This is a genomic window from Bradyrhizobium sp. NAS80.1 (assembly GCF_001908205.1).
Lineage (GTDB): Bacteria > Pseudomonadota > Alphaproteobacteria > Rhizobiales > Xanthobacteraceae > Bradyrhizobium.
In genome coordinates, this window is the sequence record NZ_LGHL01000018.1 from 27,414 (window position 1) to 46,591 (window position 19,178).

Annotated in this window: 16 protein-coding genes and 2 pseudogenes; 12 read left to right on the forward strand and 6 right to left on the reverse strand. The window is 64.8% G+C overall.

Translation table 11 applies throughout. The features are described from left to right. Positions 1 to 4 precede the first annotated feature (4 nt). Entirely contained in the window at positions 5 to 1,873 is a 1,869-nt protein-coding gene (locus AC629_RS04955) for an ABC transporter ATP-binding protein (protein ID WP_143198915.1), read from the forward strand. A gap of 21 nt (positions 1,874 to 1,894) precedes the next feature. On the opposite strand, the pseudogene AC629_RS04960 reads toward AC629_RS04955, so the two are convergent. After that, positions 1,895 to 3,119, reverse strand: a pseudogene (locus AC629_RS04960) (polyhydroxyalkanoate depolymerase). Between the two features lie 169 nt (positions 3,120 to 3,288). Here AC629_RS04960 and AC629_RS04965 point away from each other — a divergent pair. Further along, on the forward strand, positions 3,289 to 3,945 hold the full coding sequence (locus AC629_RS04965; RefSeq protein ID WP_084803661.1) for a glutathione S-transferase family protein: 657 nt from the start codon (positions 3,289 to 3,291) through the stop codon (positions 3,943 to 3,945). A 291-nt stretch (positions 3,946 to 4,236) separates the two neighbouring features. Here the strand turns inward: AC629_RS04965 and AC629_RS04970 are convergent, their stop codons facing one another. Beyond that, on the reverse strand, positions 4,237 to 4,461 hold the full coding sequence (locus tag AC629_RS04970) for a hypothetical protein (RefSeq protein WP_084803662.1): 225 nt from the start codon (positions 4,459 to 4,461) through the stop codon (positions 4,237 to 4,239). Positions 4,462 to 4,646: 185 nt separating this feature from the next. Here AC629_RS04970 and AC629_RS04975 point away from each other — a divergent pair, with 185 nt between their 5' ends. Next, entirely contained in the window at positions 4,647 to 5,015 is a 369-nt protein-coding gene (locus AC629_RS04975) for a hypothetical protein (RefSeq protein WP_084803677.1), read from the forward strand. Positions 5,016 to 5,044: 29 nt separating this feature from the next. On the opposite strand, the gene AC629_RS04980 is transcribed toward AC629_RS04975, so the two are convergent. Next, a complete protein-coding gene (locus AC629_RS04980) occupies positions 5,045 to 6,148 on the reverse strand; it encodes a mandelate racemase/muconate lactonizing enzyme family protein (protein WP_084803663.1) in 1,104 nt (367 codons plus the stop codon). Between the two features lie 182 nt (positions 6,149 to 6,330). Between AC629_RS04980 and AC629_RS04985 the strand changes: the two genes are divergently transcribed. The 5 genes and pseudogenes from AC629_RS04985 to AC629_RS05005 all read left to right on the forward strand — a co-directional run bounded on the left by AC629_RS04985 (position 6,331) and on the right by AC629_RS05005 (position 11,499). Beyond that, a complete protein-coding gene (locus AC629_RS04985; RefSeq protein WP_084803664.1) occupies positions 6,331 to 7,176 on the forward strand; it encodes an AraC family transcriptional regulator in 846 nt (281 codons plus the stop codon). A gap of 270 nt (positions 7,177 to 7,446) precedes the next feature. Then, positions 7,447 to 8,373 carry an SMP-30/gluconolactonase/LRE family protein gene (locus AC629_RS04990; RefSeq protein ID WP_084803665.1) on the forward strand — a complete coding sequence of 309 codons (927 nt, stop codon included), beginning with the start codon at positions 7,447 to 7,449 and terminating at the stop codon, positions 8,371 to 8,373. Positions 8,374 to 8,538: 165 nt separating this feature from the next. Next, positions 8,539 to 9,132 carry a GNAT family N-acetyltransferase gene (locus tag AC629_RS04995; RefSeq protein WP_084803666.1) on the forward strand — a complete coding sequence of 198 codons (594 nt, stop codon included), beginning with the start codon at positions 8,539 to 8,541 and terminating at the stop codon, positions 9,130 to 9,132. A 19-nt stretch (positions 9,133 to 9,151) separates the two neighbouring features. Then, the gene (locus AC629_RS05000; RefSeq protein ID WP_084803667.1) at positions 9,152 to 10,798 is read left to right on the forward strand and encodes a GMC family oxidoreductase; all 1,647 of its coding nucleotides are present in this window, start codon (positions 9,152 to 9,154) and stop codon (positions 10,796 to 10,798) included. A gap of 159 nt (positions 10,799 to 10,957) precedes the next feature. Beyond that, positions 10,958 to 11,499 (forward strand): annotated as a pseudogene (locus AC629_RS05005) (REP-associated tyrosine transposase). A gap of 932 nt (positions 11,500 to 12,431) precedes the next feature. On the opposite strand, the gene AC629_RS05010 reads toward AC629_RS05005, so the two are convergent. Further along, the gene (locus AC629_RS05010) at positions 12,432 to 13,274 is read right to left on the reverse strand and encodes an AAA family ATPase (RefSeq protein WP_084803668.1); all 843 of its coding nucleotides are present in this window, start codon (positions 13,272 to 13,274) and stop codon (positions 12,432 to 12,434) included. A gap of 96 nt (positions 13,275 to 13,370) precedes the next feature. Further along, entirely contained in the window at positions 13,371 to 13,616 is a 246-nt protein-coding gene (locus tag AC629_RS05015) for a GlsB/YeaQ/YmgE family stress response membrane protein (RefSeq protein ID WP_084803669.1), read from the reverse strand. Positions 13,617 to 13,740: 124 nt separating this feature from the next. Here AC629_RS05015 and AC629_RS05020 point away from each other — a divergent pair, with 124 nt between their 5' ends. The 3 genes from AC629_RS05020 to sseA all read left to right on the forward strand — a co-directional run bounded on the left by AC629_RS05020 (position 13,741) and on the right by sseA (position 16,466). After that, positions 13,741 to 14,916, forward strand: a complete 1,176-nt coding sequence (locus tag AC629_RS05020; RefSeq protein ID WP_084803670.1) for a vWA domain-containing protein — start codon at positions 13,741 to 13,743, stop codon at positions 14,914 to 14,916. A 130-nt stretch (positions 14,917 to 15,046) separates the two neighbouring features. After that, on the forward strand, positions 15,047 to 15,460 hold the full coding sequence (locus tag AC629_RS05025) for a rhodanese-like domain-containing protein (RefSeq protein WP_084803671.1): 414 nt from the start codon (positions 15,047 to 15,049) through the stop codon (positions 15,458 to 15,460). A 145-nt stretch (positions 15,461 to 15,605) separates the two neighbouring features. Then, on the forward strand, positions 15,606 to 16,466 hold the full coding sequence (sseA, locus tag AC629_RS05030) for a 3-mercaptopyruvate sulfurtransferase (RefSeq protein ID WP_084803672.1): 861 nt from the start codon (positions 15,606 to 15,608) through the stop codon (positions 16,464 to 16,466). A gap of 178 nt (positions 16,467 to 16,644) precedes the next feature. On the opposite strand, the gene AC629_RS05035 is transcribed toward sseA, so the two are convergent. Beyond that, entirely contained in the window at positions 16,645 to 17,439 is a 795-nt protein-coding gene (locus AC629_RS05035) for a hypothetical protein (protein WP_210418996.1), read from the reverse strand. 363 nt (positions 17,440 to 17,802) lie between these two features. On the opposite strand from AC629_RS05035, the gene AC629_RS05040 reads away from it, so the two are divergent. Further along, positions 17,803 to 19,017, forward strand: coding sequence for a L,D-transpeptidase family protein (locus AC629_RS05040; protein WP_084803673.1), 1,215 nt, complete (start codon positions 17,803 to 17,805; stop codon positions 19,015 to 19,017). Positions 19,018 to 19,178 lie beyond the last annotated feature (161 nt).

Sequence of the window (19,178 nt, forward strand, 5' to 3'; positions counted from 1 at the left end):
TCGCATGAGCATTGGCGCAAACAGATCTGGCCAAGTCATCGCCGAGGCGCAGGCGCCAGTGCTGTCGGTTGCGGGCCTCACCACGTCCTTTCTGCGCGAACGGCAATGGATCCCGGTCGTCCGCAACGTCTCGTTCGACATTGCGCCCAAAGAAACAGTGGCGATCGTCGGCGAGTCCGGCTCGGGCAAGAGCGTCACCGCGCTCTCGATCATGCGCCTCATTCCGAAGGAGAATGGCCGCATCGAGGGGTGCGTCACGCTCGCGGGCCGTGATCTGCTGACGCTACCTGAAGCGAGCATGAAGGATATCCGTGGCGACGACGTCGCCATGATCTTCCAGGAGCCGATGACGAGCCTTAATCCTGTGCTCACCATCGGTTTCCAGATTGCCGAGGCGCTGATCCAGCATCGCGGCCTGTCGCGGGCGGCGGCGGAGGCCGAGACCATCCGTTTGCTCGATCGCGTCCGCATCCCCGCGGCGAAATCGCGCTTCCACGAGCATCCGCATCGCTTCTCCGGCGGCATGCGCCAGCGCGTGATGATCGCGATGGCGCTCGCCTGCAAGCCGAAGCTCCTGATCGCGGACGAGCCGACCACCGCGCTCGACGTCACGATCCAGGCGCAGATCCTGGAGCTTCTGAAAGAGCTCCAGCAGGAGGAGGGGATGTCGATCCTCTTCATCACCCATGACATGGGCGTGGTCGCCGAGACCGCGGACCGTACTGTGGTGATGTATGGCGGGCAGGCGGTGGAAACCGACGCGACCGCACGCATCTTCGCCGCGCCGTCGCATCCCTACACCCGTGCGCTGCTGGCCGCCGTGCCGCGCCTCGGTTCGATGGACGGCCGGCCGGGGCCGATGCGGTTTCCGATCGTCGACAAGGTGACGGGGACTTCGGACGAGCCGGCGGAGACGCCGGATACGGTCTCGACCGCCGAGCGTCCGTTGCTCGAAGTTGCCAACCTCACCACGCGCTTTCCGATCCGCTCAGGCTTGTTCGGAAAAGTCTCGGGCCGCGTGCATGCGGTCGAGAACATCTCGTTCACCTTGCGGGCAGGCGAGACGCTGGCGCTGGTCGGCGAATCCGGCTGCGGCAAGTCGACGACGGGCCGCTCGATCCTCAAACTGGCCGAGCCGGACGGTGGCACCGTGCTGATCGACGGTCAGGATGTCCTTGCCATGAACGGCCGCACGTTGCGCGATTTCCGCAAGCGGATGCAGATCGTGTTCCAGGATCCATTCGCGAGCCTCAACCCGCGCATGTCGGTTGGGACGGCGATCGCGGCGCCGCTGCTGGCCAACGGGCTCGCCTCGGCTTCGCAGGCACGAGAGAAGGTTGCCGACCTCCTCGTCCGCGTCGGCCTGACCGCCGACATGGCGGCGCGCTTCCCGCATGAATTTTCCGGCGGCCAGCGTCAGCGCATCTGCATCGCGCGTGCACTCGCGCTCGGGCCGAAGCTCATCGTCGCGGACGAGGCGGTCTCGGCGCTCGACGTCTCGGTCAAGGCGCAGGTCGTCAACCTGATGCTGGACCTTCAGGCCAGCATGGGCCTTGCCTATCTCTTCATTTCCCACGACATCGCGGTGGTCGAGCGCATGAGCCACCGCGTCGCGGTGATGTATCTCGGCGAGATCGTCGAGATCGGCCCGCGCGCGTCCGTGTTCGGCAATCCGCAGCATCCCTACACGAAGAAGTTGATGGCCGCCGTGCCGGTGCCCGATCCATCACGCCGCGGCACGCAGCGCGAGGCGGCTAACGACGAAATCAGGAGCCCGGTGCGCGCGCCCGACTACCAGCCGCCGGTCCGCCGATATCGCGAAGTGTCGCCCGGCCACGTCGTGCAGGTCTGGGGCGAGGAGTGGTCGGCCTGATGCGTGGAAGCGCGGCGCGCCTCACGAATTGACGTGCACGAAATCCCGCAGCAGCGGATAGATCTCGGTGTTCCAGCGTTTTCCCGAGAACACGCCGTAGTGGCCGACGCCGGCCTGCATGTGGTGGACACGACGATAGGCGCGCACGCCGGTGCAGAGGTCTTGCGCGGCGAGCGTCTGGCCGACCGAGCAGATGTCGTCCTTCTCGCCTTCGACCGTCATCAGCCCCATGCGGCCCACGGCCCCAGTGTTCACCGGCCGCCCCCCGATGCATCAGCTTGCCTTGCGGCAACAGGTGCTCCTGGAACACGTTTCGCACGGTCTCGATGTAGAATTCGGCCGGTAGGTCCATCACGGCAAAGTATTCGTCGTAGAAAGTCTTGATCGTCGCGGCTTTCTCCCTCTCGCCCTTGGCGATGTGGTTGGCGAGATCGAGATGCTGCTTGATGTGGCGTTCGAGGTTCATCGACACGAAGGCGGTGAGTTGCACGAAGCCGGGATAGACTTTGCGGAGCGCGCCGCGGCACTGCACCGGCACGTAGTTGATCAAATTCCGCTCGAACCACCCGATCGGCTTGCTCTTGGCGAACGCGTTGACCTTGGTCGGCTGGATGCGCGTGTCGATCGGGCCGGCCATCAGCGTCAGCGTCGCGGGCCGCGAGGGATGGTTGTCCTCGCACATGATTGCGGCGGCCGCGAGCGCAGAGACCGCCGGCTGACAGATCGCGACCATGTGCGGGCGCGGACCGAGCTGTCCGAGGAAGTCGATGAGATGCTCGGTGTAGTCGTCGAGCCCGAAGCGGCCCTCGCTGCGGGGAATATCGCGCGGATTGTGCCAGTCGGTGATGTAGACGTCGTGATCCTGGAGCAGCGTCTTCACGGTGCCGCGCAGCAGCGTCGCGAAATGGCCGGACATCGGCGCCACCAGCAGCATGCGCGGCTGCTCCGGCCCGTCGTTCTTCCTGAAGTGCAGCAGCGAGCCGAACGGCGTCGCGTAGGCGACTTCCTCGGTGACAGGGACCTCGCGATTGCCCACCATCGCGCTGTCGATGCCATAGGCCGGGCGGTCATAGGTGAGGGTTGAGCGAGAGATCAGCTCCAGCGCAGCCGAGAGCCGGCCGACGATCTGATCCGACATGTCCTGCGGCACCAGGTTGAGGAATTTGAGCGCGGACGACGCCCCCGCCCGCCACGGCGCCGTCAGGTCCATGTGGTTCTGGAAGGCCTGATAATACATCGACATCATACTGAAGTGCCCACCTGTCCCTTGTCGCTATGCAATATCGACGCCAAACGGGAGCCGAAGCGCCCGCAGACTTGGCACGTCGCTTGCTGCACATTTCGTACGAAGCACAGGTAACGAGCACGCCCGCGCGGGGCGCGGTGCCCGCTGTCAGGCGTGAGGGAAGGGTCTCATGGAGAAGGCGACACTGACCATCAGCAGCAAGAACTATTCTTCCTGGTCGCTGCGTGGCTGGCTGCTGACGAAATTCTCCGGGCTCGACTTCGAGGAGATCGTGACCGCGCCGGACGACGCAGCGGCGCGCGCGGAGATCCTGCTGCTGTCGTCGTCGATTTTGGTGCCGTGCCTGCGGCACGAAGGCGCTGTCGTTTGGGATACGTTGGCGATTGCCGAATATCTCAACGAGGTGATGCCGGACGCAGGCCTGTTGCCGGCCGACCGCATCCAGCGCGCCCATTGCCGCTCGATCTGCGGCGAGATCCATTCCGGCTTCACCACGCTGCGCGCTTCGCTGCCCGTCAACCTGAAGGGACACTTCCCCGGCTTCAAGATCTGGTCGCGCGCGCAGGCCGACATCGACCGCGTCTGGTTCATCTGGCGCGACTGCCTGGAGAAATCGGGCGGCCCGTTCCTGTTCGGCGAGAGGCGCACCATGGCGGACGCGATGTACACCCCCGTGGTGACGCGCTTCGTCACCTATGACGTCAAGCTCGAGCCGCTTCTGAAGGCTTATGCCGACACCATCATGGCCATGCCCGAGATGAACGAATGGATCGCGGCGGCGAGGGAGGAGCCGGCCGAGATCGAGGAGCTTGAGGTCGAATATTAGGCAGGCTCCGCACGGCTCTGCCTGTTTCGGAGGCGGGGTCCGTCCGCGTCGGTCGCGCGGGCATCTGCCGCCATATCATTGACGCGGTTAACTTTTGTCGCCAGTAACCGGCTCAAATTCAATCATCTGTTGAGCAGATATTGTGCGGGCGAACGTCCTCGTCGCGACATCTAGCCGTGAACAGGAGCGTACAGGGGTTCCCAGCTGATTCGGACGTGATTCGTTCGGGCCGCGTTCCGAAGGTTAATGCGGAGCGCGGCCCCGTTGCATTTTGAAACAGACGGTAGGCCTTCAGGCGGCGCCTGAGTGCTTCATGCGCGGCAGGCGCCAGCCGATGACGGTGGCTTCCACCGCTATACCGGCCTCGTGGTTCTGCCAGCGTCCTTCGACATAACGGCAGGCGAACGGCAGTTGATACGTTCCGCTGTGGTCCTCGCACAGCACTTCGAGCGGCAGGCCAGGCGGAGGTTCTCCCGCGCCATCGAATTCCGCCAATCGTCTTTCACGCGTTGCCATTCGAAAAATCTCCCCTAAGCAAAGCCGCGGAAAGAGCGCCCACTTCCCCCCGCGTGCAGATTATCGCTCCCGTCTCAGGGAACAGCTGCAAGCTCAACGCGAGAATGCGGTACCAGTGTGGTAGCCTTGGGATGCTGCGCGCAATCAGCGCACATTGCCGTGATCGATTTGGCGAGGGAACCTGGATGGCTTTTCGGAGTGTTGGCGCTTGTTTCGTGATGTGGCTGCTCGCAACGCTGGCGCACACGCCGGTCCGCGCGCAGGACGTGCCCGGCATCGAGATCTGCACCGTCGAGAAGACGATGGAACGGCGAACGAGCTGTCTGCAGAGCAATGTCGACTTCCTGCAGAAGACGATCACCAAGCTCACGCTTGATCACCAGCAGAAGCTGGATGCCGCCAATCGGCAGATCGACGCGCTGAAGACGACGGTTGCCGGCCTGCAGAAAACGTTCGGCGATCTGCAGGCCGCGCAGGCGAAGACGGCGGAGGACGCGAAGAATAAGGCCGACACGAAGGAGGCGCCGCCGGCGGCCAAGGACGCGTCGAAGTGAATTGTGCTGCCGTGTCCCGGACGCGGCGATCAGGTGACGCGATATCGCTCCATCACGCCGCGATCGGGTTCAAATCCGAGACCAGGACCGGTCGGCACCGCAACGTGGCCTGTGGCATCGACGTCGGCACGACCGCCCCAGAGGCAGGCCTCGCGCTTCAGGTAGAACATCTCGACGAGCCCGTCGTCGCGCAGCGCCAGGAGATGCAGTGTCGCCAGAAGGCCGGGGCCGAAATACGGCGAATGCGGGACGATCTTGATGCCGAGCTGATCGGCGAGCGCGGCGACTTTCAGAAACTCCGTGATGCCGCCGACCTTGATCACCGACGGCTGGGCGTGGCTCACCGCACCTGCCGTCATCATCTGGCGGAATTGATATTCCGTGCAGGCGTTCTCGCCGGCGGCGACGCCGAGTCCGCCCTTGCGGCGCACCTCGGCAAGCGTCGCAAAATCCTCCGGTGGCCAGACCGGCTCCTCCAGAAACATCGGTTGCGCGTCCCGGCATGCCCCAGCGAACGCGATCGCCTGCTCGCCTGACAGCGGGCAGTTCATGTCGACCATCAGCGGAATGCCGGGGCCGATCGCTTCGCGCGCGGCAAACACCGCCGGCGTCGTGGTCTCGTGCAGCTTGATGGCGCCATAGCCAAGCGTGAGCGCCTTCTTGCATTCGGCGGCGATGTTCTCGGGCGAGCCGATCCGCAGGAGACTCGCATAGGCGGGAATGGCCGTGCGCTTGACCGTTCCGAGCAGGCGATGCACCGGCACCCCCTCGATCTTGGCAGCCAAATCCCACAGCGCGATGTCGAGCCCGGAGATCGCGAACATGGTGATGCCGTAGCGGCCGAACAGATGCAGGTTGCGCTGGATCTGTTCCATGACCGCGGGAATGCCGGCGGCATCAGGCACCTTCAGCCCGCGGGCCTGCGGCGCGATCATCTCCTCGACGGCACTGCGCGTGGTGCGGGGGCAGACATAGGCGAAGGCATCGCCCCAGCCGGTCAGTCCGGAATCGGTCGTGACCTCGACGAGCACCATGTCGAGCGCCGAGATCGCGGAGGCGCCTTGGCGAAAGCTCGCAACACCGGCGTCGTAGGGGATGCGGATATGGTGCGCCCGCACATCTGTGATCTCCATGACGCGGTTCCTCCGTCTTTCTCGTGAGCGGTTTTAAGGACAGCCCGAGTGTAGCCACGAACGCAAGGGCGTTGCCAGCGGCTGTTCGGGGATTATCCTCATGCAAGGACAGCAAGGCCGATCAAGCGAAGAGCGCGGTGACCTCCATCATCGCCGCGCTTCGAACGAGGACCTGAACCACCATGAACCCAGCCCAGCGCGCGCTCTGGTATATCGAGAGCCATCTGGCCGAGCCGATGACGCTCGACGAGATCGCTGCGATATCAGGCGTGTCTCGGTTCCACATCGTGCGCGCGTTTGCCGCAGCCACCGGCCTTCCGGTGATGCGCTATCTGCGGGCACGGCGGCTGACGGAAGCTGCGCGGCGTCTTGCGGACGGCGCGCCCGACATTCTGTCACTGGCGCTGGAGGCGGATTACGGCTCGCACGAAGCATTCACCCGCGCGTTCCGCGACCAGTTCGGCGTGACACCCGAAGCGGTGCGGGCCGCGACATGCACCAGCCATCTCAGGCTACAGGAGCCGATCCTCATGGACTCCACGATGTTAGACAATCTCAAAGCCCCGCGTTTCGAAACCGCAAAGGCTTTCCTCGTCGCCGGCCCTGCCGAGCGCATCTCCTGCGACAACGGCGCCATCATCCCGAGCCTGTGGCACCGCTTCCACCAGGAGGTCGCCGACATTCCCGCGCGCGTCGGCCAGGGAAAATCTCAAGTCGCTTACGGCGTCTGCTGCAACGGCGATGACGCCGGCAATTTCGACTACATCGCCGGCGTCGAGGTCGCCGATTTTTCCGACCTGCCGCGCCGCTTCGGCCGCATCCGCATCCCCGAGCAGCGCTATGCGGTGTTCACCCACACCGAGCACGTCGCCTCGATCCGCCGCACCGTCAACACGATCTGGAATCAATGGCTGCCGGTCTCGGGCCTAAAGGCTGCGGACGCGCCGAACTTCGAGCGCTACGACGAAAAATTCGATCCTGCGACCGGCAATGGCGGTTTCGAGATTTGGATACCAGTGCGGGAGTAGCATGATCCGGACCCGAAGGGCCGCGCTAGCGCAAAGTGTGTAGCGGTTTTCCCTCGCGACCAACGCGGAACGCGTTTGCGCGGAGATCATGCTCCAACCACAATCCAAAGCGCGATGACATTCATCGCGCTTTGGAGTGCAACGCTGGCATACCATCCCGCTTGCTTGGCAAGCCCCGGTGACTTTGTCATAACCTCGGGCAAACCTTGCATGAGGGGCCGACGCCGGACATCCCGTGCAAGCCATAACAAGCAAGCCGGGAGGTACCCAATGTCTAACGTCCGCGTTCTCGCCACCGACCTCGAATTTCCTGAAGGGCCGGTCGTGATGCCGGACGGCTCGGTGGTGCTGGTGGAAATCCGCGGCCAGCGCCTGACCCGTGTTTATCCCGACGGCCGCAAGGAGATCGTCGCCAAGGTCCCGGGCGGCCCGAACGGCGCCGCGCTCGGCCCCGACGGCAAGATCTACATTTGCAACAATGGCGGCTTCTCCTGGATCCCGACCCGCAACATGATCATGCCGGGCCCGCAGCCGGAGGATTACCTGGGCGGATCGATCCAGCGCGTCGACCTGCAAACCGGCAAGGTCGAGACCGTCGTGACCAAATGCGGCGAGCACGATCTGCGCGGGCCGAATGACCTCGTGTTCGACAAGCAGGGCGGCCTGTGGTTCTCCGATCTCGGCAAGCGCCGCGCGCGCGAGATGGACGTCGGCGGGATCTACTACCTCAAGCCCGGCATGAAGGAGATCGTCGAGATCGTGCACGGCGTGCTGCCGGCGAACGGCATCGGTCTGTCGCCGGACGAGAACACCGTCTACATCGCGGAGACGCCGACCGGGCGGCTCTGGGCCTACGAGCTCTCGGCGCCCGGCACGCTCAAGCCGCGCGACGTGATCTATCGCGGCGAGCGCGGCAAGCCGATCTGCGGCCTCGGCGGCTACCAGATGTTCGATTCGCTCGCGGTCGAAGCGAACGGCAATGTCTGCGTCGCCACCCTCATCTCCGGCTGCATCTCGGTGATCGCGCCCGACGGTACCCTGGTCGAGCAGGTCCCGACCGGCGACCGCGTCACCACCAACATCGCCTTCGGCGGCCCCGAGCTGAAGACCGCCTACATCACGCTGTCAGGCAGGGGCGAGCTGGTCGCCATGGACTGGCCGCGCGGCGGATTGCCGTTGAACTTTTTGAACAAGTGAATGTAGAAGATATGCCGATACATTCCGCCGTCATTCCGGGATGCGTGCCCTAGCACGCAGGCCCGGAATCCATTGGACCGCAGAGTTTGTGGTTGAATGGATTCCGGGCTGGCCGCTTCGCGTCGCCCCGGAATGACACCGATCATTTTTCTGGAGTAGACGTCAATGCCCTGGCCTGATCCCATCACCCTGCGTGGACAGCACGCCCGTCTCGAGCCGCTGTCGCAACAGCATCGCGAGGGGCTGGTGGAGGCCGTGAAGGACGGCGAGCTCTACACGATCTGGTACACCACGATCCCGACGCCGGAGAACATTGCCAAGGAGATCGATCGCCGCCTCGGCCTTCAGGCCTCAGGCTCCATGCTGCCGTTCACCGTGTTCGATGCCGCGGGCAGGATCGTAGGCCAGACGACCTACATGAACATCGATGCCGCCAACCGCCGTGTCGAGATCGGCTCGACCTGGTACAGGAAGAGCGCGCAGCGCGGCCCGCTCAACACGCAGTGCAAGCTGCTGTTGCTCACCCACGCCTTCGAGACCCTGAACTGCATCGCGGTCGAGTTCCGCACGCATTTCTTCAACCACCAGAGCCGCCGCGCCATCGAGCGTCTCGGCGCCAAGCAGGATGGCATTCTGCGCAGCCATCAGGTCGCGCCGAACGGCACCTTGCGCGACACGGTGGTTTACAGCATCACCGCGGCCGAATGGCCGACGGTGCAGGCGCATTTGAACTACCAACTCAACGACAAGCCGCGCTGAGCGGCTTCTGGCGGACAACATGGATAGATTTGATTATGTGATCGTCGGCGCGGGCTCGGCGGGCTGCGTGCTCGCCAGCCGGCTGAGCGAGGATCCCAACACCAGCGTCTGCGTGCTCGAAGCCGGGCCGAGCGATTGGCATCCCTACATCCATCTGCCGGCGGGTTTCATCAAGACCTTCCACATGAAGAGCATCAACTGGGGCTACCAGCAAGAACCGGGGCCCTGGACCGGTGGGCGCAGCATCTACGCGCCGCGTGGCAAGACGCTCGGCGGCTCGTCCTCGATCAACGGCCACATCTACAACCGCGGCCAGCGCATGGATTTCGACACCTGGGCGCAGATGGGCAACCGCGGCTGGGGCTATGCCGACGTGCTGCCCTATTTCAAGCGGCTGGAGAAGCGGGTCGGCGAGGGCGAGGACACCTTCCGCGGCCGCGACGGCAAGCTCACCGTCACCACGATGGACTGGCGCGATCCGCTTTGCGAAGCCTTCATGGAAGGTGCGGTCTCGCTCGGCATTCCCCGCAACCCCGATTACAACGGCAGGACCCAGGAAGGCGTCTCCTACTGCCAGCGCACCATCGAAAAAGGCCTGCGTGTCTCCGGCTCGACCGCGTTCCTCAAGCCCGCGATGAAGCGGCCCAACTTGCACGTGCACACGCATGCGCATGCGACCGAGATCATCTTCGAGGGCAAGCGCGCCGTCGGCGTGCGCTACACCAAGGGCGGCCGCGGCGGCACGCCGGTCGAAGTGCGCGCCAACAAGGAGGTGATCCTCTCCGGCGGCACCTATAATTCGCCGCAGCTGCTTCAGCTCTCCGGTATCGGCTCGCCCGAGCTGCTGGGCGCCCACGGCATCCAGGTGCGTCACGCGCTGCCGGTCGGCGAGGGCCTGCAGGACCACTATGCACCGCGCACGGTCGCGCGCGTCAAGGACATCAAGACCATCAACGAGCTCCGCCGCGGCTTCTCGCTGTGGATCGAGGCGCTGAAATGGGCGACCGCGCGCCGCGGCCTGCTCTCGCTGTCGCCGACCATGGTCTATTGCTTCTGGCACTCCGGCGAGAGCCCCGACCGCTCCGACCTCCAGCTCACCTTCACACCGGCGAGCTACAAGGAAGGCGTTCAGGGCCAGCTCGAGGACGAGCCCGGCATGACGGTGGCCTCCTGGCAGCAGCGCCCCGAGAGCCGCGGTTACGTCCGCATCCGCTCGTCTGATCCGTTCGCGCCGCCGATCATCCAGACCAACTATCTCGATGCCGAGCTCGACCGCCGCGTCATCGTCGGTGGCATGAAGCTCGCGCGGCGCCTACTGAAGGCTGCGCCGCTGTCGCGCTATTACGCCTACGAGGATTTCCCCGGTCCCAACGTCAACACGGACGACGAATTCCTGCACGCCGCCACCGAGCGCGGCACCACCACCTTCCACCCCGGCTGCACCTGCCGCATGGGCCCGGCGGACTCGACTTGGGCGGTCGTCGACGACCAGCTCCGCGTCCACGGGTTGGAGGGTCTGCGCGTGATCGATGCGTCGGTCATGCCGCGCATGATCTCGGCGAACCTGAACGCATCGACCATGATGATCGCCGACCGCGCCTCCGATCTCATCCGCGGCAAGCAGCCGATGGAAGCCGCGCGCATTCCGGACGTGGCGGTGGCGTGAGGTAATTCGTAGGATGGGTAGAGCGAAGCGAAACCCATCATCGTGCAGCGTTCTCTAAAGGCGCGATGGGTTTCGCTGCGCTCTACCCATCCTACAGGTCTTGCGATATTGGTTGAGCGTTGGCGTCGCCAATTATCCAAAGTTGTGCCATCATGAGGCATGACTTCCTATCGGCGCAATTTCGTCCCCGGCGGAAGCTTCTTCTTCACCGTTAACCTCGCCGACCGCCGGCAATCTCTTCTGACGGCGAATATCGACCTATTGCGCGCTGCATTTCGTGAAACACGTCGACGGCATCCTTTCACGATCGATGCGATCGTGGTGCTGCCTGAGCATCTTCACACCGTCTGGACGATGCCTCGCGGCGATGCTGATTTCGCAACGCGCTGGAGGCAGATCAAATCTGCTTTCTCCCGTAACCTTGCGCCTGACGAGCCGGTCTCAGCGAGCCGCGTTGGTAAAGCAGAGCGTGGCATCTGGCAGCGCCGCTATTGGGAGCACACCATCCGCGACGAGGAGGACTATGCTCGGCACATCGACTATTTCCACATCAATCCCGTCAAGCACGGCCTGGTCAATCGAGTCTGCGATTGGGCGCCGTCATCATTCCATCGCCACGTTGAGCTCGGCATCTACCCGCAGACTGGGCCGGTGATTTGTCGCAATGCGACGACGGCGCCAAGTTCGGCGAACGCACTTGAGGGAATCCGTAGGATGGGTAGAGCGCAGCGAAACCCGTCGTCATAATCGCGGAAGAGAAGCTTGATGGGTTTCGCTGCGCTCTACCCATCCTACACGCTCCATCTGCTTCCGTGGTTGCCCGTCGGGCAAAACACCTCGCCGCACGTCAATCCCTCTCCACAAAAATAAACAGCCCGGCCCGTGGAAGAGGGGCGTCTTGCCTGTCGTTCGAAACGTGGGCCGGGTTGCGGTGGACGCGGCAGCGTCGGGCACGAGAGGCGTGGGCAGGGCGGATTGCTCTCCGTGAGCCTGAGGCTTCGTGCGGACGAGCGGCGCTGGCAGTTCGTCTCGCCAGCATTCTTCCGGCAACGTCGACAAAGCCGGAGGATAATGCGGCGAAGCGAGCCGTGCGTACGGCAAAACCGTGTGGTCCTGGCCGTCGTCGCTACGGTCAAGCTCTTGCGGAGGTGCAAGCGAGCCCAACCGGGCGAGCTGCGCCGTTAATTCGCGGAGCGAGGGAGGCCAGAGGGAATTCGGCTCCCGGGAGAGCACGGCATAAGCCGTCAGACCACTGCGCAGGGAAGGCCGTGTGTCTGGCTTCACCTGTATGCCGCTGTGCAGCCTTTTTGCGCTACCTGCGCACAGCGGACCGTGGGTGCCAGCCGGCACCCGGCCTTCCCTGCGCCCTGTTTCGTAGGGGGATATCAGCAAAGCTCGGGCGAAGTGAGCCGCGAGGATGCGGACGCGTGTCTGCAAATGGAAAACGTATGCCGGGTCGGATCCCACTCTCGTGCCCCGGACGCAGCGCAGCGCTCCTTCAGCGGTGCGCTGCAGAGCCGGGGCCCATGTTTCCGAGCAATCCGTGTCGCATGGGTCCCGGCTCTGCGCAGCAACGCGCCGGACGATGCTTGCATCGCCGGGGGCGTTGCAGCGCGTCCGGGACACGAGAAGCTTACACTTCCCGCCGGCTCAAGAACGCCAGACGCTCGAACAGGTGCACGTCCTGCTCGTTCTTGAGCAGCGCGCCGTGCAGCGGCGGGATCAGTTTGCGCGGGTCGCGCTCGCGGAGCTGCTCGGCGCTCATGTCCTCGTTGAGCAGCAGCTTGAGCCAGTCGAGCAGCTCGGAGGTCGAGGGCTTCTTCTTCAGGCCGGGCACTTCGCGCACCTCGAAGAAGATGCGCAGCGCTTCCTCAACCAGGCGCTTCTTGATGCCGGGGAAGTGGACGTCGACGATGCGGCTCATCGTGTCGGCGTCGGGGAACTTGATGTAGTGGAAGAAGCAGCGACGCAGGAAGGCGTCCGGCAGCTCCTTCTCGTTGTTGGAGGTGATCATCATGATCGGGCGCTGCTTCGCCTTGATCGTCTCGCCGGTCTCGTAGACATGGAATTCCATGCGATCGAGCTCGAGCAGCAGGTCGTTCGGGAATTCGATGTCGGCCTTGTCGATCTCGTCGATCAAGAGCACCGGGCGCTGCTCGGCGGTGAAGGCCTCCCACAGCTTGCCGCGCTTGATGTAGTTCTTGATGTCGGAGACCCTGCTATCGCCGAGCTGGCTGTCGCGCAGGCGCGACACCGCATCGTATTCGTAGAGGCCCTGCTGCGCCTTGGTGGTGGACTTGATGTGCCAGGTCAAAAGCGGCGCGTTCAGCGCCTTCGCCACTTCCTCCGCCAGCACTGTTTTGCCGGTGCCGGGCTCGCCCTTCACCAGGAGCGGGCGCTCCAGCACGATCGAGGCGTTGACGGCGACCTTGAGATCGTCGGTCGCAACATAGTCCTTGGTGCCGGTAAATTTCATTGCGCGTCCTTGGTTGGTTGTCGGCGCGAGGCGCGAGCCCCGGTCACGACAAGGGAACGGCCGCTCGTGGCGGCCGTTCCAGGTTCGGTCAGGCTGTCAGACCCGTCTTATCAGCGAAAGGATGACGAGCACAATCACCGCGCCGATCGTGGCGTCCACGATGGCGCCGACCGTGCCGGTGGCGAGCTCGATGTGGAGCTGAGGCAGGACCCAGCCTGCGACCAGTGCGCCGATGATGCCGACGACCATGTTGCCGATCAGCCCAAATCCCGCCCCGTGGACAATCTTGCCGGCCAGCCAGCCAGCGATCGCGCCGATGATGAGTGCTGCGAGAATACCCATGGCAAAAAGTCCCCCAAACAACCCCTTGAGACGACCAATTCTAGAGCAAAATGCCTCCCGGTCCAGCGCTCAGCGGAGGACTCCGCCCCTTGACGTCGGCCACCCGACGGGCAATCTGTCACCTATGTTCCTGCAATTCTTCACCTCTCTGCGCGATGCGCAGGTCCCCGTAACGCTGCGCGAATACCTCACGCTGATGGAGGCGCTCGACGCCGACCTCGCGGACTACACGGTTGAGAATTTCTATTACCTGTCGCGCGCATCCCTCGTGAAGGACGAGCGCAACCTCGACAAGTTCGACCGCGTCTTCGGCACCGTGTTCAAGGGGCTGGAAAGCCTGCTCGACGCCATGGAGAAGGCGGAGATCCCCGAGGAGTGGCTGAAGAAGCTCGCCGAAAAGTATCTCACCGAGGAAGAGAAGAAACAGATCGAGGCCATGGGCTGGGACAAGCTCATGGAGACCCTGAAGAAGCGCCTCGAGGAGCAGAAGGGCCGCCACCAGGGCGGCTCGAAGTGGATCGGCACCGCCGGCACCTCACCGTTCGGCGCCTACGGCTACAATCCCGAAGGCGTCCGCATCGGCCAGGAGAAGAACCGCAACAACCGCGCCGTGAAGGTGTGGGACAAGCGCGAGTTCAAGGATCTCGACGGCAATGTTGAGCTCGGCATCCGCAACATCAAGGTGGCGCTGCGCCGCCTGCGCAAGTTCGCGCGCACCGGCGCGCCGGACGAGCTCGATCTCGACACCACGATCCGCGAGACCGCCAATCACGGCTATCTCGATGTTCACATGCGTCCCGAGCGGCGCAACGCGGTGAAGCTCCTGGTGTTCTTCGACATCGGCGGCTCGATGGACGCGCATATCGAGCAGGTCGAGGAGCTGTTCTCGGCGGCGAAGAGCGAGTTCAAGCACATGGAGTATTTCTACTTCCACAACTGCCTCTATGAGGGCGTGTGGAAGCAGAACAAGCGCCGCTTCACCGACCGCACGCCGACCTGGGACGTGCTGCACAAATATCCGCACGACTACAAGGTCGTGTTCGTCGGCGACGCCTCGATGTCGCCCTACGAGATCATGGTGCCAGGCGGCTCGGTCGAGCATGTCAACGAGGAGCCCGGCTCGGTCTGGCTCGATCGCATCATCCGCACCTATCCGCATTCGGTGTGGCTGAACCCGGTGCAGCAGAAGCACTGGGACTATTCGGAATCGACCACCATCATCCGCCGCATCTTCGCCAACCGCATGTTCCCGATCACCATCGAGGGGCTCGAGAGCGCGATGAAGGAATTGACGCACTAGCAGCCCGTCATTCCGGGGCGTCCGAAGGACGAGCCCGGAAGCCATCGGGCGGCAGAGCTAATAGATGAATGGATTCCGGGTTCGCGCTGCGCGCGCCCCGGAATGACAATAGAAACGAGGGAGACGCACCATGGCCCAGACCATCACCCGCGGCATCAAGGCGCTGCTCGACGAGGCCAATGCCGAGGTCGAGACGCTTACCGCCAAGGACGCCATCGAAATCTCCAAGAACGGCGACGTCGTCATCGTCGACATCCGCGACCCCCGCGAGATCGAGCGCGACGGCCGCATTCCCGGTGCGTTCGCCTGCACGCGCGGAATGCTCGAATTCTGGATCGATCCGCAGAGCCCGTACGCCAAGCCGATCTTCCAGGAGGACAAGAAATTCGTCTTCCATTGCGCGGGCGGCCTGCGCTCCGCACTCGCCGCAAAGACCGCGAAGGACATGGGCCTCAAGCCCGTCGCCCACATCGCCGGCGGCTACGCGGCCTGGCGCGATGCCGGCGGCCCGGTGGAGCAGTGGAACCCGAAGAAGAAGGGGTGAGGGGCGCTGGCGCTGCTCTCTCCATTCGTCATTCCGGGGCGCGCGAAGCGCGAGCCCCGAATCCATTCATCCACCTACATTGCGGCGCGATAGATTCCGGGCTCGCGCTGCGCGCGCCCCGGAATGACGACAAGGAGTTGCTTGAATGACTACCACCGCCGCCGATCCCCTCGTCTCCACCGAATGGCTCGCCGCCCACATCAACGACGCCAACGTGAAGGTGCTCGACGCCAGCTTCAAGCTGCCGGGCGTGCTGCCGCTGCCGAAGGACGACTATCTCGCCGCGCATCTGCCCGGCGCGGTGTTCTTCGACGTCGATGCGGTGTCGGACCATTCCAACCCGCTGCCGCACATGTTTCCGAGCGCCGAACAGTTCGGCGGCGATGTCGGCAATCTCGGCATCTCCAATGCCGACACTGTCGTGATCTACGATGCGGGCGGCTGGGTCGCGGCACCGCGCGCGTGGTGGATGTTCCTGTCCTACGGCCATAGCAATGTGCGCATCCTCAATGGCGGCCTGAAGAAATGGCGCGCCGAGGGACGACCGGTCGAGGGCGGCGAGGTGAAGCCGAAGCCTGCGACATTCAAGGCGAGCTACGATTCAAAACGCGTGCGCAGCATGCAGCAGCTGATCGCAAACGTCGAAAGCCGGGCCGAGCAGGTGATCGACGCGCGCGCCGCCGAGCGTTTCGAAGGCCGTGCGCCCGAGCCGCGGCCGGGCATCCGCTCCGGTCACATCCCCGGTGCCCGCAACGTGCCCTACAATCTGCTGTTCGATGCGGTGACCGGCACGATGAAGCCGCTCGACGATCTGCGCGCCGCGTTCACCGGCGCTGGCGTCAAGTTAGATGTGCCGATCGTGACGAGCTGCGGCTCGGGCGTCTCCGCCGGCGTGCTGACGCTCGCGCTCTATCGCCTCGGCATCACCGACACCGCGCTCTACGACGGCTCATGGTCGGAGTGGGGTCAGGAAAAAGGCCCGCCGATCGCGACCGGGCCGGCGTAACCAACGGCCGTAGCGAATGGTGCACTCCCTCGCCCCGCTTGCGGGGAGAGGGTTGGGGTGAGGGGGAGTCTCCGCAAGGGTGGTGGCAGTTGGACTCGCGGAGAGTCCCCCTCACCCGGAATCCGCGCTGCGCGCGAATTCCGACCTCTCCCCGCAAGCGGGGCGAGGTGAAGCGCAATCAGCGGGCGCGCGCGGCCGTTGTCGCAAACGTCTGCGGCTGCCCGAACGGATCGAAGCTCTGCTGCAACGGCTGAGGCGGCGGACGCCGGACGATGCGGCGGTGCTTCTTCGCGCGAGGCTTGGCCGCCTTGCTTTCGGGCTTGCTGCTCTCGGCCTTGTTGCTGTCAGCCTTCGTCTTCGCTGGCGGATCCTTCGAGGCCGTGGTCGCGGGATCGTTCAGCGCGGCCACCTTGTCCGAGGCCATATCGAGCGCCGAGGATGCCAGGGCCACGCTGGGATCAGCCGGCGCCGGCTCGCTGGCGGTCGAGGCCGCGGCAGACTTGGCCTCGGGGATCGATGCCGTGGTGTCGGCGGGGGTGAGCGTGTCGGTGGTGGAGGCTGGCCCTGCGGCGTCCGCCGTCGTCTCGCTCTTGGCCGGTTTCTCGGCCGGTTCGGCGGCCGGAGGTGCAACGACCTCAGGCTTGGCGTCGGCCTCGGCCGTTGCCGCGGCCACCTGCTCGGGCCCGCTCACCGGCAATCCGATGGTCGGAATCAGGTCGCGCACCGATGGCTCAGGCTGGGAGGCTACAGGCTCGGACGCCATCTCCGGCTCGGCGCGGAGGGCCGCGAGCACCGGCTGGGCCGGTTCGGGAGCCTGCGCAAACACCTGCTCCTGCGGGCCGTTCCGCCAGGAGGGGTTGCTGACATACTGCTGATGGGTCGCCCGCAGCAGCGCGGCGGCCCCTAAGCCTAACACCAGGATGGAGGTTGACAGCAGGATCGCGACAAGCAGGAAGCGAAAGCCGGGAAGCATCGAGGGATTGCGAATTTCCGCCCCGGCGGCGTGGTGGCCAGGGCCCAAGAGCCATCTGAACGCGGTGACGGTACTGATCGCCGCCTTCGCCACGCGGGATGCTCAAAGCGGTGACGAATCGGGCTGATTCGACCTTATCGCAACGCTTCGGCGCCGTTCCCCTAAATTCGCGGCCGAAGACACCGGCGATCTGGGCCCTGATGCGATTTCCGAGCCCTGATGCAACGGAGCAACTATGTGCGTTTGCATCACAATTCGCCGAATCCGGCGCAAATGAACCGGTTATGTCTTGAATGTGCCGCTATCTTCGGTCATTTGGCCGTTAACGGTCCGCTCGGGCCCGGGGACTATACAAGAGCGATGATGATCAAACATTTTCTGACGATATGCGCTGCCGCAACAGTCGCTGCGGCGGGAACCTCGCTCGCACATGCGCAAAGCTATCCGGTCCAGCAGGCGCCGGGCTATGGCGCCCCGGCCGAATACCGCCCGGGCGACCGCATGCCGAATTTCGACTCGCTGGAAGATGACGACGACGCGATGCCGCATAGCTCCGCGGCGTTGCCGCCGCCCGGCCCTAGCGGCCCGGTGATGTCGCCGGACGATCCACGCTACGGCCGCCCGGCCGGCGCGCCGGTCTATTCGGCCGCCCCGCCGCAGGGACCGGTGATGTCGCCGGATGATCCCCGTTATGGCCGTCCGGCTGGTCCGCCAGTCTATTCCGCCGCGCCGCCGCAGGGCCCCGTGATGTCGCCGGACGATCCGCGCTACGGCCGCCCCGCCGGCCCGCCGCCGGTGATCTATGCCGACCGTCCGGCGCAGGCCCCCGCCAATGACGGCCTGCGTCCGCCGGAGGCGGTCGGTGGTCCCGCCGCGACCGGAACGGTCCAGGCTGGCCAGGCTCCCGTCGGCGCCGACGGCCGGCCGATGACGATCGCTTCGCTGCCGCCCGAGGAGCAGCCCGATGCTGCGCCGGCGCAGCTGCCGCCGAACCTGCGTCGCCAGGAGGTCGCGTTCCAGACCAAGGAGCCGGCCGGCACGCTCGTGGTCGATACCCCGAACACCTACCTCTATTACGTTCTCGGCAACGGCCGTGCGATCCGCTACGGCGTCCGTGTCGGTCGCGACGGCTTTACCTGGACCGGCGTGCAGAAGATCACCCGCAAGGCCGAGTGGCCGGATTGGCATCCGCCGACCGAGATGATCGAGCGTCAGCCCTATCTGCCGCGCTTCATGGCCGGCGGTCCCGGTAATCCGCTCGGCGCCCGCGCGATGTATCTCGGCTCGACCGTCTACCGCATCCACGGCACCAACCAGCCCTCGACGATCGGCAAGTTCGTGTCGTCGGGCTGCATCGGCATGCTGAACGAGGACGTCTCCGACCTGTTCGAGCGCGTCAAGGTCGGCACGCGCGTGGTGGTGATGCCCGGTGGTCCGCCGCCGGGAACGGCAACCGCGTCCGCTGCACCGACCACCGGTGCTGCAGCGCCGGCTCCGATGGCCGCGCAGGCCGGTCCGGTCCCGGGCACGCAGCCGACGGTGGTGCCGCCGCTGCCCGCGCCGGTCACCGTGCGCTAAGCGCTGCGAGACAATTCAGATTGAAGGGCGTGCCGTCGGCACGCCCTTTTCGTTGTGTGCCGAGTATGAGCGACAGCTTGGAGGTGGAAGTCCTCTATCCAGCCTGATGGCGGTGAAGGATTAGCGAAGCGCAAGGGCGTCATCGCGAGGTGGGGTCTGAA

Coding starts and splice junctions, on each gene's coding strand:
- AC629_RS05010 (WP_084803668.1), bottom strand. CDS start 13,274: ATGAAATTTACCGGCACCAAGGACTATGTTGCGACCGACGATCTCAAG.
- AC629_RS05020 (WP_084803670.1), top strand. CDS start 13,741: ATGTTCCTGCAATTCTTCACCTCTCTGCGCGATGCGCAGGTCCCCGTA.
- AC629_RS05035 (WP_210418996.1), bottom strand. CDS start 17,439: ATGCTTCCCGGCTTTCGCTTCCTGCTTGTCGCGATCCTGCTGTCAACC.
- AC629_RS04985 (WP_084803664.1), top strand. CDS start 6,331: ATGAACCCAGCCCAGCGCGCGCTCTGGTATATCGAGAGCCATCTGGCC.
- AC629_RS05015 (WP_084803669.1), bottom strand. CDS start 13,616: ATGGGTATTCTCGCAGCACTCATCATCGGCGCGATCGCTGGCTGGCTG.
- AC629_RS05000 (WP_084803667.1), top strand. CDS start 9,152: ATGGATAGATTTGATTATGTGATCGTCGGCGCGGGCTCGGCGGGCTGC.
- AC629_RS04980 (WP_084803663.1), bottom strand. CDS start 6,148: ATGGAGATCACAGATGTGCGGGCGCACCATATCCGCATCCCCTACGAC.
- AC629_RS05025 (WP_084803671.1), top strand. CDS start 15,047: ATGGCCCAGACCATCACCCGCGGCATCAAGGCGCTGCTCGACGAGGCC.
- sseA (WP_084803672.1), top strand. CDS start 15,606: ATGACTACCACCGCCGCCGATCCCCTCGTCTCCACCGAATGGCTCGCC.
- AC629_RS04955 (WP_143198915.1), top strand. CDS start 5: ATGAGCATTGGCGCAAACAGATCTGGCCAAGTCATCGCCGAGGCGCAG.
- AC629_RS04965 (WP_084803661.1), top strand. CDS start 3,289: ATGGAGAAGGCGACACTGACCATCAGCAGCAAGAACTATTCTTCCTGG.
- AC629_RS04995 (WP_084803666.1), top strand. CDS start 8,539: ATGCCCTGGCCTGATCCCATCACCCTGCGTGGACAGCACGCCCGTCTC.
- AC629_RS04970 (WP_084803662.1), bottom strand. CDS start 4,461: ATGGCAACGCGTGAAAGACGATTGGCGGAATTCGATGGCGCGGGAGAA.
- AC629_RS04990 (WP_084803665.1), top strand. CDS start 7,447: ATGTCTAACGTCCGCGTTCTCGCCACCGACCTCGAATTTCCTGAAGGG.
- AC629_RS05040 (WP_084803673.1), top strand. CDS start 17,803: ATGATCAAACATTTTCTGACGATATGCGCTGCCGCAACAGTCGCTGCG.
- AC629_RS04975 (WP_084803677.1), top strand. CDS start 4,647: ATGGCTTTTCGGAGTGTTGGCGCTTGTTTCGTGATGTGGCTGCTCGCA.